General features: G+C 69.9%; 11 protein-coding genes. 4 read left to right on the top strand and 7 right to left on the bottom strand.

Features of this window, described 5'->3' with window-relative positions; translation table 11 throughout:
- Positions 1-52 precede the first annotated feature (52 nt).
- Positions 53-907, top strand: coding sequence for an IS5 family transposase (locus tag ACIP60_RS37330; RefSeq protein WP_400693795.1), 855 nt, complete (start codon positions 53-55; stop codon positions 905-907).
- Positions 908-1,060: 153 nt separating this feature from the next.
- Here ACIP60_RS37330 and ACIP60_RS37325 read toward each other — a convergent pair whose 3' ends face one another.
- Positions 1,061-1,792 (bottom strand): nucleotidyltransferase domain-containing protein, encoded by a 732-nt coding sequence (locus ACIP60_RS37325; protein ID WP_400693792.1) that lies wholly within the window; start codon positions 1,790-1,792, stop codon positions 1,061-1,063.
- A gap of 714 nt (positions 1,793-2,506) precedes the next feature.
- Between ACIP60_RS37325 and ACIP60_RS37320 the strand changes: the two genes are divergently transcribed.
- Both ACIP60_RS37320 and ACIP60_RS37315 read left to right on the top strand, forming a co-directional pair.
- A complete protein-coding gene (locus ACIP60_RS37320; RefSeq protein ID WP_400693790.1) occupies positions 2,507-4,666 on the top strand; it encodes an McrB family protein in 2,160 nt (719 codons plus the stop codon).
- The gene (locus ACIP60_RS37315) at positions 4,663-5,907 is read left to right on the top strand and encodes an McrC family protein (protein ID WP_400693787.1); all 1,245 of its coding nucleotides are present in this window, start codon (positions 4,663-4,665) and stop codon (positions 5,905-5,907) included. Before ACIP60_RS37320 ends, ACIP60_RS37315 begins: the two co-directional genes overlap by 4 nt.
- Before the next feature lie 118 nt (positions 5,908-6,025).
- Here ACIP60_RS37315 and ACIP60_RS37310 read toward each other — a convergent pair whose 3' ends face one another.
- The 5 genes from ACIP60_RS37310 to ACIP60_RS37290 all read right to left on the bottom strand — a co-directional run bounded on the left by ACIP60_RS37310 (position 6,026) and on the right by ACIP60_RS37290 (position 9,953).
- On the bottom strand, positions 6,026-6,577 hold the full coding sequence (locus tag ACIP60_RS37310; RefSeq protein WP_400693874.1) for a GNAT family N-acetyltransferase: 552 nt from the start codon (positions 6,575-6,577) through the stop codon (positions 6,026-6,028).
- A gap of 7 nt (positions 6,578-6,584) precedes the next feature.
- A complete protein-coding gene (locus tag ACIP60_RS37305) occupies positions 6,585-7,307 on the bottom strand; it encodes a lasso peptide biosynthesis B2 protein (protein ID WP_400693784.1) in 723 nt (240 codons plus the stop codon).
- Positions 7,300-9,120, bottom strand: coding sequence for an albusnodin/ikarugamycin family macrolactam cyclase (locus tag ACIP60_RS37300; protein ID WP_400693780.1), 1,821 nt, complete (start codon positions 9,118-9,120; stop codon positions 7,300-7,302). Before ACIP60_RS37300 ends, ACIP60_RS37305 begins: the two co-directional genes overlap by 8 nt.
- A gap of 75 nt (positions 9,121-9,195) precedes the next feature.
- Positions 9,196-9,333, bottom strand: a complete 138-nt coding sequence (locus ACIP60_RS37295) for an albusnodin family lasso peptide (protein WP_400693778.1) — start codon at positions 9,331-9,333, stop codon at positions 9,196-9,198.
- A gap of 101 nt (positions 9,334-9,434) precedes the next feature.
- Positions 9,435-9,953: an ATP-binding protein gene (locus tag ACIP60_RS37290; RefSeq protein ID WP_400693776.1), complete on the bottom strand. Its 519-nt coding sequence runs from the start codon at positions 9,951-9,953 to the stop codon at positions 9,435-9,437.
- 520 nt (positions 9,954-10,473) lie between these two features.
- On the opposite strand from ACIP60_RS37290, the gene ACIP60_RS37285 reads away from it, so the two are divergent.
- Entirely contained in the window at positions 10,474-11,463 is a 990-nt protein-coding gene (locus tag ACIP60_RS37285) for a tetratricopeptide repeat protein (protein WP_400693775.1), read from the top strand.
- Here ACIP60_RS37285 and ACIP60_RS37280 read toward each other — a convergent pair.
- Entirely contained in the window at positions 11,452-12,561 is a 1,110-nt protein-coding gene (locus ACIP60_RS37280; RefSeq protein WP_400693772.1) for an IS630 family transposase, read from the bottom strand. The genes ACIP60_RS37285 and ACIP60_RS37280 overlap by 12 nt on opposite strands.
- Between the last annotated feature and the right edge of the window lie 560 nt (positions 12,562-13,121).

Here is a 13,121-nt window from a genome sequence, read left to right as displayed (position 1 = left end):
GCCGGCCGCTTCGCGGCCGGCCCCGACTCCGACGTGAGGGGAAGGTGACCTGGTGGCCCGGCGCCGCTGCTACCCCTCGGACACCTACGACGACGAGTGGGCCCTGATCGAACCCCTGCTGCCCACCCCGGCCTGCGAAACCCGCACCGGCGGTCGGCCCGGGATGCACCCGCGACGCGAGATCGTGGACGCGATCCGCTACGTCGTCGACACGGGCTGCAAGTGGCGCGCGCTACCCAAGGACTTCCCGCCCTGGCGCACGGCCTACGGCTTCATGGCCCGCTGGGCCGCGGCCGGCGTCATCGGACAGATCCGCGACCAGCTCCGCCAGCAGGTCCGCCAGCAGATGGGCCGCGCTCCCGGCGCGGTCGCCACGATCATCGACTCGCAGTCCGTGAAGGCCGCCGAGACCGTTGGCCACGACTCGCGCGGCTACGACGCGGCCAAGAAGATCAACGGACGCAAGCGCCACCTGGTCGTGGACACCAAGGGCCTGCCGCTGTTCGTCATGGTCACCCCCGCCGACATGACCGACCGCGACGCGGCCAAAGAAGTCCTGTTCCGGCTGCGGCTGATGCACCCGGAGATCACCATCGTCTGGGCCGACTCCGCCTACGCCGGACAGCTCGTCACCTGGGCGAAGAAGTACCTGAACCTCACCATCAAGACGGTGAACCGGCCCAAGGACGCCAAGGGGTTCGTCGTCCTGCCCCGCCGTTGGGTGGTCGAGCGCTCGCACGCCTGGGTGATGCACGCCCGCCGACACGCCCGCGACTACGAACGCCTCGTCCAGCACTCCGAGTCGCTCATCACCTGGGCGGCGATCACCCTGATGACCAGGCGCCTCACCCAGAGGCAGTCCCGCCGCAAAGGTCAGCCGCCACCCAGCGAAACGCACCGCGACTGACCCCCCATGGACAACAGGTCCCAGCCGCCCGCGAACCCCGGCCCGATCCACTCTTCCACGACCACTGACGCCTCGTCAGCGGATTCGCCCACCCCACGGCCAGCACCTGGCCGATGATGTGACCAGCCCAGCCGGCGATGGGCTGGCTGATGTTCAGCGTCCGGCAGTCGACTCGATGATGCCTTGCCAGGCCCGCCGATAGCCGTCGGATAGTGGCCCGCCGACCAGGTCGAGCACTCGCTCGGCGGAGCCAACCAGGAGAGCCTGATCGCCGGATTCGCACAGGCAGCGGTGGCCCTCCAGCAGTGCAGCCCCGAGCTCATCATCGGCTTCCAACAGTCGCCGTGGAAACCACTTGCCAGCGCCGATCCATGCACGGCGGTGGTCACAGAGCAGATCGGCCGCCGCCCCCAGGACGGCCCCGGCCACAGCCAGGCGTTCGACCCGGTCCCGTGTGTCCGCCAGATCGGCCAACAGGTCCGTCAGCCCGTACCTCCTCGTCTCCACCGCCTCCACCCCGAGGGCTGGCGGGCCCGCGACCAGGTCGGCCCCAGCGCGGGCGCGGGCACGGGCCCCATTGCCGTGCGGGTCGACCAGCACAAGGCCAGCGGCGTACATGTTCTGGATCACCGCGCGGCGAGACGCGGCATCGGCGGCGAAAAGGTCCGCGAGACCCGCCTGAGTATGGACGAAGAGTTCGACGACACGCCCCTCGAAGCGCACCGTCTCTCGGCACGTCTCACCACCATCCGCCACCAGGACCGCGATGTCGAGATCGCTGGACGCCGTGGCACGCCCCGAGGCCGCGGAACCGGCCAGGATCACGGCGAGCGCGTCCGGGAAACGGCTGTCCGCCAGCCTCCGGGCTTGATCGATCAGGTTCATGGCGATCACAGTCGCACGCCATCATCACCAGCCGCCACAGCGTTTCCGTCTCACCAGTGCCTTCTGACCTGTGGGTCCGTTCGATTGCTAGCCGGGCCGAACACTTCGTACTCCATCAGAAACAGGTACTGAAGGGAGTTGGCAGCAGTGGGGCAACCCCCGGTGGCCTGTGGCCCTCTCATCGAAGGGCCACAGTTTGTCGCTTTTCCCCGCACACGCGGGGGTGGCACGGTCCGTTCCACAGTGCCGTTGGCTGCAGGTGCTCCTTCTCCCCGCACACGCAGGGATGAGCCGGGCACGGTGGACTGCCTGAACCGCTCCGTGGGACCAGTCCGTATCGCTGCTCTCCCCTCCGCTGGGGAGAGCAGCTGTCCCTGGAACCGAAGTCATGCCGGGTGGGGCCTCGCCGCCCTTTGCGCACGCACCGGCGCTGCGGCTGTCGCGGCAGGCCAACGCAGCCACGACTTCCAGCACTCGCTCTGCCCAACCAGCGGCTCAGCGTGCACCCGCGCCTCCCGCACTACCGGCCGGGCATGCCTGCCTCATCCTGAGGTGACACTCGTGGCCGACAGAGTCTCGAGCGTGGGCGAGCCTGCCACCACCCCTCTCCAATTAATTGGTACCCGGAGCGCCCTCTGTCACAGGGCTCGGTTAGCCTGTGCGCCTGCACTGCCTGGCGTGCTAAGGCACACCTGGATCCTAGGGGGAGTACGTATGGGACGGGCCACTGAGCTGACGGCCGCTGCGGTCCGCGCCGCGATGTCCGTACTGGAAGAGGCCAGTGAGCCTTTGCCCTTTCGTGTGGTGTGGGCCGGCGTCAACGCACGCGAGCCGCACATTGCCGAGTCCTGGGACAGGGAGTTCCCCGGCATCAAGACCACACTGGCGGTGAAGCTGCGCTACGAGAGCATCACTCTGGTGAAGGCTGGCTGGCTGCGCAAGCACAATCGCACCTGGGCCCTCACCCGCCCTGGCCTCATGGCCCTGGCAGCCCACTCTGATGCCAACACTCTCTTTGCCGAAGCGGGCCGCCGCTACCGGCACTGGTCGGACAACCGGGAGGCCTTCAACGAGGTGGAGCGGCTGCTCAAACTGCTCGAGCAGCGCGGCGGTTGGGTCAGCATCACCGACCTCTCGGAGCTTGTGCACCTGGATCCCTACTTCCTCCTGGAGTGGCTTCAGGGCACACACCCAGAAGGGTGGCGCCTGGTGCTGGATCCGAACGGCAACATCCCCGTTGATCCTCTTGGCCTCACCGAGCGTGAGTATGGCGAATGGGCGGACCTCGTCGCCGACTACCGCTACAACCCTCCGGTCGATCTACCGGAACTGGCGGAATCTGCCTCTCAGGAGCCCGATCACGCAGAGGCGGACAGCGGCGTACCCCAGCGCAGGGCATGGTTTGTACGGGACAACGCTCGTGTTCCATCTGCCAGGGCTGCCCGCTGGAGACTCAAGGATGTGTGCACCCTGACCGCAAGCCGGCTTCCCAACATCGACGACGAGCCGACCTTCCGCGGGATCACAAGCCGGGTGGAAGCCGCCTACGCCGGTGCAAGCGCCGCCAGTCGTGCCCGGGTCGCCGCTGCGGTCGACGCGTTCCTCAACACCATGCGTGAAGATGACATCGTCGTCGCCACAGACGGGACCCAGGTGCTTTTGGGCACCATCGCCGGCGGGTACGAGACCCTCCCGCTCCCTGGTGGCAGCATCCTGCAGCGGCCGGTGGTCTGGGCTGACATCGACAGCATCGACCTTGAGAACTTTGATGCCCTCTCAGGGCCCCTGAGCGAGTCCTCCACCATCGTGGCCGACCTCTCCCCCTTCCTCGGAGACCTGGAACTCCTGCTCGAAGAAGACCCCGACCAGGAGCCGGTCGCGCTTGGCGAAGCAGATGAACTCCCCCGGGCCACACCAGCTTTGGCCGACAGGCTCACCATGGACGACACCCAATGGCTGCAGACCTGCATCGATCTGCTCGGCCAGCGCCCCCAGTTGATCCTTCACGGGCCGCCCGGGACCGGGAAGACGTACACCGCGCTCGCGCTCGCCCGCCACCTGACCGGCGGCAAGGCCGCGAACACGAGCCTCGTGCAGTTCCACCCCGCCTACTCCTACGAGGACTTCGTGGAAGGGATCCGACCCCGCGCGATCCCGCTCGTCCCCCGCGAGGACAGCGACGACAACTCCAAGGACCTCGCCAGCCCCGGCTCCACCATCGTCTTCGACCTCACCGAGGGACCGTTTAAGAAACTCGCCGACGAGGCCTACGAGCGTCCCCGTGAGACGTTCGTCCTGGTCATCGACGAGATCAACCGGGCCAACCTCGCCCAGGTCTTCGGTGAGCTCTACTTCCTCCTCGAATACCGCACCGAGCACATCAACCTGCTGTACAGCTCCGAGAAGAACACACCCTTCCGGATGCCGCCCAACCTGATCATCATCGGCACCATGAACACCGCGGACCGCTCCATCGCGCTGATGGACGCCGCGATGCGACGCCGGTTCTGGTTCGTCGAGATGCACCCCGCGAAAGCCCCCGTGAAGGACTCCCTCCACCGCTGGCTGCAGTGGCGCGATCTGGCGCCAGACGCCGGCCTGCTCCTGGACGCGCTCAACAACCGCATCGCCGCGACCGCATTGGAAGACCCCGGGTTCCGCATCGGCCCGGCCTTCCTCATGAACCGTGCCCTCTACGAGTCCCCTCACGGCCTCGAGCGCGTCTGGACCTACCAGATCCTGCCGCTTCTCCAAGACCTCCACTGGGCCGACGCCGGCATGGACGTTGAGGCGCACTACGGCCTGGCCGCGCTACGCACCACCTTGCCCGGCATCCCCTCACCGTCCGTGCCCGGCGCACCCGGACACGCATGATTCCCGGCCCCGGCCCGCACCCCGGCACCGCACTCATCGACATCACCGAAGGCGACGACTGGACCCCATGGGTCCTCACCACCGCCCAGGTCGACACTGTCCGCAGCAAGCCCAAACTCGTGGAGATCCGTCCTGCCGGCGGCAACCGCTGGGACATCCGTGCCCGCCGCACCATCGGCGCCGTCCACCTGGGCACCGGCGCCGCCAGCGTGCAACTGCGCATCGCCCCGAAGATGCCCATCGACCGCCTCCTGTACCTCCTGACCTACACACCCGCCCTCGGCACATGGCAACCCAACCTCGTGGACGCAGCCGCCCGCGAAGGCCTGTTCCCCGCCGTTGCCTACCGCTTCGCCACAGCCGCCGAACATGCCCTTCGCCCTGGTGTACTGACCGGCTATCAGTACATCGAAACGACCTCCATGGAACTGCGGGGCCGGCTGCGCACCGGGGCGCAGCTGCGCCGCCGCCCTGGTCAGGCACTGCCTCTGGAGATCGGCTACCACGAACGCACCCACGACATCGCCGATAACCAGCTCCTGCGGACCGCGGTTCGCCGACTGGCGGCCATTCCGTTTGACCTCGGCCCAGGCCTGCGCCGTCGCCTCAGAAGCCTGGACGTCCAGTTGGACGGCGTCAGCGTCCTGCGCAGCAACTCCTCAAGGCCCGAGTGGAAGCGCACCCGGCTCAACGTCCGGTACACACACGCCATCCGCCTGGCGGAGCTCATCCTTGACGGCTGCTCCTTCGAGTACGACCACGGGCACGGCATCTCACGTGTCCTGGCGGAGGGGCTGCTGGTCCGGATGGAGGACGTCTTCGAGCACTTCCTCGTCGCCGCGCTGGGCGCGCACTTCACCCGCCTGGTGGGCGGCGTGGCCCAAGCGCACCCACGCACCCACTACCTCGACGAGCAGCGCCGCCATCCGATCTATCCCGATCTCGTACACCTGCTGCCATCGGACACAGGGGTACCGGCGCCGGCGATCGTCGTGGACGCCAAGTACCAGTACGGCCTGACGACTTCGAACCTCTACCAGATGCTGGCCTACTGCAACCGCTTCGGCCTCAACGAAGGCCACCTCGTCTGCCTGGGCGAGAGCGATGACGTCCCGACCCGTGTCGGGTCCGTCCTCATCCACCGCCACGCCCTGGACATCTCTCTGCCGGCAGCAGACCTCGCCCAACGGCTGCAGCAGCTCAGCCAGAACATTCTCAACTCCCGTACCTCGGGCAGCTGAACATAGGCGCTGGCCGCTCTCCTGCACGGTGACATCCGGCCGCTTGTCACCGGTCGTCAGCTGTTGAAGTGTGGCTCTCGCTGGTCTGGATCTTCGGCAGAGCCCGTGGGCGGCGGCTTCAGTCCACAAGCGTGACGACTGCCGAGAAGCCGGTGAAGTCGGAGGCAAGGGCGTCCATGATGACCTCGTCGCAGACCTGGCCGAGCCAGTACCCGGCCTCGCGCAGGGTCCCGGCGGCCTTGAAGCCGGCCTTCTCGTAGGCGCGGACGCCGGCCTTGTTGGGGGCAAGGACCTTGAGCCAGACCATCCGCAGGTTGGTGATGTGGAAGGCGTAGTCCAAGGTCAGGCGGGTGGCGGCGGTGCCCAGGCCCTTGCCCCGGGCCTCGGGGGCGAGCATGACGACGTACTCAGCGGTGCGGACCGCGCTGTCGGGCAGCAGGGTGGTGACCCCGGCCGGGACCGGCGTCTCGCCGGTGAGGTCGTAGACGGTGAAGCGGATGTTGGAGCCGCGGAGCTGGTGGGCGATGCCCTCGGTACGGGCCTCCAGCGGCTCGGGCTGCTGGCGGCCGTAGCCCACCAGCAGGGCGGGGTCCTGTTCCCACCGCCAGTAGGTCCCCACGAGGTCGGCGCGGTAGGGGCCGAGGCCGCAGGTGTCGTCGCGGACCCAGATGATCGGCTCAGCAGTGATGGCGGGCTCCGAGGGTGAGAACGGGCGTGTAGGCGAGGGTGGAGGGCAGTTCGGCTACCGGGGTGCCGTCCTCAGTCTGCACCCAGGCGTGCAGCCGCACGGGGTCCGCGGCGATGCCATGGCACCAGGTGACGGAGAGGCGGCGGGCGGCCAGCAGCAGCACGGCGGCGGCGGACTCCTCCAGGCAGGCGGTGCGGGCCGGGGAGTACCAGCCGGCCGCCCGCACGGCGAGGACGGCGGCCTTCGCCTGATCGGGGGTGGCCGGGCGGCGGCAGGTTGACGTGGCCCGCTCGACGGCGCGAACGACGCGGAGCATCGAGGTGCTGTGCTCGCCTGCCGCCTTGACGGCGGCGACCGCCGCCAGGGCGCCTGCGGCGGCGAGCAGGCTGCCGGCGGGGATGGGGGCGGGGCGGACGGTTCCGGCGGGGTGCTCGGTGCTGCCCCAGCTCGCGGCCCGGGTGGTGGCGGTGATGACCGGCCAGGAGGTGGCGGCCGGGACGGGGGCGAGGAGTCCGGCGGCCAGCAGCTGGTTGGCGAGCGGACCGGCCAGGGGGTGGGCGGTGCCGTTGCGGGCGGCGTCGCGGAAGCGGGTGGCGGCGGCGGGCAGCAGGCCCTGGACGTGGCCGGTGCGGTAGTCGATGAGGACCAGGAAGTGCCCGAAGTCGGCGGCCCGGACGTGGGCGGGCGGGGCGAGAACATCGAGGTCAGGCACGGGGCTCACTCCTGGCGGGGGCGGCGCTCCAGGCGGGTGCGGGATTGCGGTGGTGGGCGGTGAGCCACGCTTCGGCCATCAGGGCCTGCTCCAAGGTGGCCAGCGGCATCGGCAGGCCGGCGGCGGCCCGGGCCAGGTGCTGGCGGAGGCGGCCAGGGTGCAGGAGGCCAAGGGCGGCGAGGTAGCCGTCGGCGAGGGCGGCCAAGTCGCCCTGGTTGGTCCGCAGGCCGGTGTAGTGGTCGGCGTCGAAGCTTCCCTTGGTGGTCCGGGCGGCCGTCTCCGGCGGCAGCAGCCCGGTCATCGCGCGGGCCAGGTGCGGCTTGTAGGCATGCAAGGGCGGGCGCCGCTGAAGCGGGGTGGTCAGCACCGCGTCCACCACCAGCGGGTCCAAGAACGGGTTGTGCAGCTCAACACCGACCGCGGCGGCCAGCTCGGCGGCGGCGGCGGCCGTGCGGGCCACCTCGCGGATCTCGTCCACCCCGGCCCGCACCGCGAAGTCCAGACCCGGCAGCGGATCGGGCATGGTGGCGGCCCGTTTGGCGGCGGCGGTCAGTAGGTTCCGGGCCCCTGGCTCGGCCCAGTCGGGGAACGGCAGGAGTGGGAACCAGGCCACCTTGCCGTGGTCGTCCCGCCCGGGCGCCCCGATCGCCCGGGTCAGGTCGGTGAGGGCCTGGCGGCGGGTGGTGCGGGCGGTGCGGGCGGCGTCTCGCAGCAGCGGGCCGACTGGGGTGTGCCGAAGGCGGGCCCAGCCGAACGCCTCGGAGACGGCCCGCCGCAGGTGGCGGTGGCGGATCAGGTCGGCGAGGTGGATCGGGGGCTGGAACAGGATGCTGTCGCCGCCGTCGCCGGTCAGGTGGGTGCGGGTGCCCAGTTCGTCGCGCATCCACTCCAGCTGGCCGGTGAGGCGGGCGTGGGTGAGGGTCGAGGGCGCAGGTTCGTCGGTCACGGCGATGTCGGTGATCCGACTGTAGGGCAGGTGACGGTCAGTCAGTGGCAGCAGGTGGTGGGCGATCCGGTGCGGGTGGCGGGCGGCGGCCAGCCGGGCGTGGTGCAGGTCGGCCCCGCCCACATCGCCGTCGGGGTGGACGGTGACCGCGTTCAGCCGGCGGCCGGCAGGCAGGGCGGTGGCGGCCAGCACGGTGACGCTGGTGGAGTCCAGGCCGCCGGACAGGTCGGACGACAGACCCGGGGAGGCGGTCCGCAGGCCTACCGAGGCGGCCAGCGCGTCGTGGAGCCGGACGTCGGGCAGTCGGCCGGGCACCGGGTCCGGCCGCCACGCGGTGGTGATCCTCAAGCCGCCTCCGTGGGCGGGCAGTTCGACCTGGGAACCCGGCGGAAGCTGCTGCACTCCGTCGAAGAAGGTCCGGCCCGCAGCCAGGGCGGGCACCGACGGTGCGAACACCGCGCAGGCCAGCCGCTCGGTGTCGATGCCTGCCCCGGCGAGGGAGGCCAGCAGCCGGGCGGAGGTGGACCAGGCCCAGCCGCCGCCCCACGCGGTGGCGTAGACGGGCCGGGCGGCGGCCGGGTCGGTGTGCACCACCACCGTGGCGGCCGTCTCCTCGATGACGGTGTAGGCGCCGGGCCAGCGCCAGGTGACATCGGCGGGCGGGGCGGTGTCCGCCGGCAGCGACAGCTCGAACGCGCCCGCCCCGCACGGGCCGAGCACCAGGATGCGCCGGTGCCCGCCCGCGGCTGCCCGCACGACGGCGGGGCCGCCACCGAGCTGCCAGGCAGTGGAGCCGGCCGCGAGCAGGACGGCCCCGGCGGGCAGCGGGTGTGTGGTGGAGGTGGTGCTGAACCCTCCGAAGATCACGGATTCCTCCCGGGTGGATGGCGGACGGGGGTGCGGACGGGCCCGCTGCCGGGCCGGGCCGCACCCCCGCGTGGGTCAGCTGTTGTAGGCGCGGCGCTTGTCCTCGCTGCTGCCCTGGCCCTGGCCCTCGGTGAGGGCGACCGCGTCGCCGATCTCGATCAGTGCGACGTCGTCCTCGTCGCCGTTGGCCACGGTGTTGGTCAGGTCGTTCATGGGATCGTCCTCTCTGCGGAACGTGAGGGTGCTGCCCGCAACCCCGGGTGGGGTGCTGGCTGTCCCGCCCCAGGCGCCCGGGGCGGGAAGTCTGGGGTGGTTCAGCTCGCGGGGGCGAGCGCGGCGGGATGTATCGGGGGGCGGCGACGGCCACCGAGGCGGCGGGCCACCGCGCGGGCCGCCCGCCGGGGGTGGGCCAGGAGCTGACGGTGGGTCAACGGCTGCTCGGGCAGCTTCAGCTCAACCCAGACCTTCTTGCCCCGCTCGGTCAGCTCGGCGCCGTGCGCGGCGGCCAGGCGCTCAACCAGGAACATGCCGCGTCCGGACGCCTGGTCGGGGCCGACCGGCCGGGGCCGGGGCAGGGCGGCGGAGCCGTCGTAGACCTCGACCAGCAGCCGCCGCAGATGGGGGTGGACGTACACGCCGAGGGTGATCATCGTGGCGGTGGTGTGCCGCACCGCATTGGTGGCCAGCTCGGAGGTGATCACCCCGATTGCATCGCGGGTGGCGTCGTCCAGCCGGACGCCCCAGCCGGTGACCTGGGGCTGCACCCAGCGCCGGGCCTTCGGCACCGAGGAGGGGTCACCGATCAGAGCGGTAGAGGCAGCGTGCACGGGCATGGCGAGGAACCCTTCGGCGCTGGACGGGGGATCAGCGGACCGCACGCCGGAAAGCCGGCGGCCGGGGACCGGTCCGCCGGTGTGTCGCACCACCGGCTGACCTGACTACGAGTCAACAGGTGTGCGCCAGGCATGAACACGGTAGGAACGTGCCGAGCGTCTGAAACCCTTGAAACCTGCGGCCGGGGGGCAGTGGTGGCACGCGAACGGACACCCAACGGCAAGCTGGCGGCGCTGGTCGCCGAGTGCCGGTGGTCAAGCAACGGCGAGTTCGCCCGCGCGGTCAACCGCGCCGGCACCGAAGCGGGGTTCAAGCTGCGGTACGACGAGTCCGCCGTCTCGCACTGGCTGGCCGGTACACGGCCCATGACGAAGTATCAGAAAGTGGTGCTGGAGGTTCTGGCCCGGCGCCTCAGGCGGCCGGTCACCGCGTTCGAGGCCGGGTTCGCCGATCAGCCCGACGTTCAAGCCCGCTCCTGCGGATACGGTGGCGGGACTGATCGACCTCGGGAGCATGGACATGGACCCATCGCGCAGGGGTGTGCTCGGGGCGGGCCTGTACTCGGTCGCCCTCACCGTCCCCGGCTGGCCGGACCACATCGGCCGCCTCGAGAAGCTGAAGGCCGACCCGCACACCCGCATCGGCATGGCCGAGGTGGAGTCCGTCATCGCCATGACGGAGAAGATCAGCGCACTCGACGACCAGTTCGGCGGCCGCACCGCCCGCCCCATGGCCGCCGCGTTTATGGTCAACAACATCGCCCCGTACCTCAAGGCCACCGCCACCGACGAGGTCCGCAAGGCCATGCTCTCGGCCGCGGCCGACCACCTCTACTTGACCGGCTACATGGCTGTGGACGAGCGCCTGGACCTGCTCGGCCAGAGCTACTACACCAAGGCCTTGGAACTGGCCCTTGCGGCAGGCGACCACCTCACCTACTGCACCACCCTGCGGGGCATGAGCGTCCAGGCCGTCGAACTCGGCCACGGCCAGGCCGCCTTGCGGTACGCGGACGCCGCCTCCGTCGCCTCGCCCGAAGCCGGGCCCCGCATGCGGGCCTTCCTCGCCGGGCAGCAGGCCCACGCCCTCGCCCAGACCGGCGACCGCGCCGGAGCACTCGCCATGCTCCACTCCGCCGAAGTCGCCATGGAACAGGCCGAGTCCAAAGCCAAGGCCCACGGCTCCTACGACCCCTCCTCGCTCGCGTACCACGTCGCCCAGGTCAACTACGAGCTCGGTGACCGCGCAGGCGCCATCCGCGCACTCCAGCACTCCGAGAAGGTCCGGCCCTCGGTCTACCGGCGGGCCAGGGTCCGCCACCGGGCGATGCTCGCCGAATGGCAGCTCGAAGCCGGGCGCCTGGAGGAAGCTGTCCAGAGCTGGAACCTCGCCCTGAACGACTTCCCGCACGTTCAGTCAGGCCGGGCCGACGACCGCTTCCGCACCATGCTCTCCGCGACCGCGCCGCACCGCCGCAACCCGCACGTCCGCGAACTCCTAGTGACCTGAGTCGGAGATTCGGTGGCAGTAGGCGGCGACCTTGTCGAGGATTTCGTCGGCGGTCTTGGTCCAGATGAACGGTCTGGGGTGGTCGTTCCAGTCGGTGAGCCAGGTGCGGATGTCGCGTTCGAGGGCCTGAACGGAGCGGTGGACGGAGCGGTGGACGCCGCGGCGGAGCTTCTTCTGGGTGAGTTCGGCGAACCAGCGCTCGACCAGGTTGAGCCAGGAGGATCCGGTCGGGGTGAAGTGCAGGTGGAAGCGGGGGTGGGCGACCAGCCAGGTCTTGATCGCCGGGACCTTGTGGGTGATGTAGTTGTCCAGGATCAGGTGGACGTCCAGGTCTGCGGGGACCTGCCGGTCGAGCTTGGCCAGGAACTCCTTGAACTCGGCGGTGCGGTGGCGGCGGTGGAGTGAGCCGATGACCTTGCCGGTCGCGGTGTCGAGTGCGGCGAAGAGCGTGGTGGTGCCGGAGCGGACGTAGTCGTGGCTGCGGCGCTCGGGCACCCCGGGCATCATCGGCAGCACCGGCTGGGAGCGGTCCAGGGCCTGGATCTGCGACTTCTCGTCCACACACAGCACCAGGGCGCGTTCGGGCGGGTCGAGGTAGAGGCCGACCACGTCGCGGACCTTGTCGATGAACAACGGGTCGGTGCTGAGCTTGAACGTCTCGGCGCGGTGCGGGGCCAGGGCGAACGCGCGCCAGATCCGTGAGATCGCGGACTGGGACATGCCGGTGGCCGCGGCCATCGACCTCGTCGACCAGTGGGTGGCGTTCCTCGGCTTCTCCTCGAGTGTTTTGACGATGACCCGCTCGACGTCCGCGTCGGTGATCTTCCGCGGGACTCCTGGACGGGGCTCGTCGCCCAGGCCGTCCAGGCCACGGTCCAGGAAGCGTCGTCGCCAGGTGCGGACCGTGTCCGCAGCGAGGCCCAGGCGCCGGGAGACCTCCATGATCGAGTGGCCCTCGGCGCACTCCAGGACGATCCGTGACCTCAACGCCAGTGCCTGGGCCGTCGAACGCCGACGCACCCAGGACTGCAACACCTCCCGCTGGCCATCGGTGACCGACAACGGCGGAATCTTCGGACCAGGACGACTCACACCCAACCAACGACGAATCTACGACTCAGGACACTAGACCGGGCCGCTCTGATCGCTCCACGTTCAGCGTGATCTCGGCCGGACTGCCTGTCTCCTCGAAAGCAGTCGTCAACAGCGCAGGCGCGACTTCTCAGCTTCTCAGTCATACGAACGCGGTGATGCGCTGATGCACAGGGCTCTCAACCGTCGGGCCGGTGGCTGGTGTCAAGGTGGTGGTATCGAACGACGGCAGCCAGCGTGTTTGGCCTGTAAGCATCCAGTCCCTTGCCGCAACGCATGGCCTTACCGCGGCGAGGTTTCCGTCTACCTCGCATGAGTGATTCCCGCTGTGGTGCGGCGGGTCTGTGGCCGCGCGCAGCCCAGGGGTGCCGTGGTGCTTGGGCCCATGGGAAGCCTGGCGGCGCTTCGCAGCGTGAGTGCTGTGGAGCGCCACCAAACCGGTGGCCGGGCAGGGTGCTGCCAGTTCCGTTCTTACTGATCATTTCAAAATGAGGTCCGGAGCTTCCGTAGGCAGATGATGCTGCAGGCGAGTTGGAGCAGGCCGAGGTGGAGGTCGGCGCGTATCT

The organism is Kitasatospora sp. NPDC088783 (genome assembly GCF_044750705.1).
Classification (GTDB): Bacteria; Actinomycetota; Actinomycetes; order Streptomycetales; family Streptomycetaceae; genus Kitasatospora; species Kitasatospora fiedleri.
The sequence above is the reverse complement of the archived record's forward strand: the minus strand, read 5'-3'. Positions and strand labels throughout refer to the sequence as shown.

Bases quoted from the DNA above. Each gene is read 5' to 3' on its own strand.
- ACIP60_RS37290 (WP_400693776.1), bottom strand. From the start codon at position 9,953: ATGCCCGTGCACGCTGCCTCTACCGCTCTGATCGGTGACCCCTCCTCG.
- ACIP60_RS37325 (WP_400693792.1), bottom strand. From the start codon at position 1,792: ATGAACCTGATCGATCAAGCCCGGAGGCTGGCGGACAGCCGTTTCCCG.
- ACIP60_RS37295 (WP_400693778.1), bottom strand. From the start codon at position 9,333: ATGAACGACCTGACCAACACCGTGGCCAACGGCGACGAGGACGACGTC.
- ACIP60_RS37320 (WP_400693790.1), top strand. From the start codon at position 2,507: ATGGGACGGGCCACTGAGCTGACGGCCGCTGCGGTCCGCGCCGCGATG.
- ACIP60_RS37315 (WP_400693787.1), top strand. From the start codon at position 4,663: ATGATTCCCGGCCCCGGCCCGCACCCCGGCACCGCACTCATCGACATC.
- ACIP60_RS37285 (WP_400693775.1), top strand. From the start codon at position 10,474: ATGGACCCATCGCGCAGGGGTGTGCTCGGGGCGGGCCTGTACTCGGTC.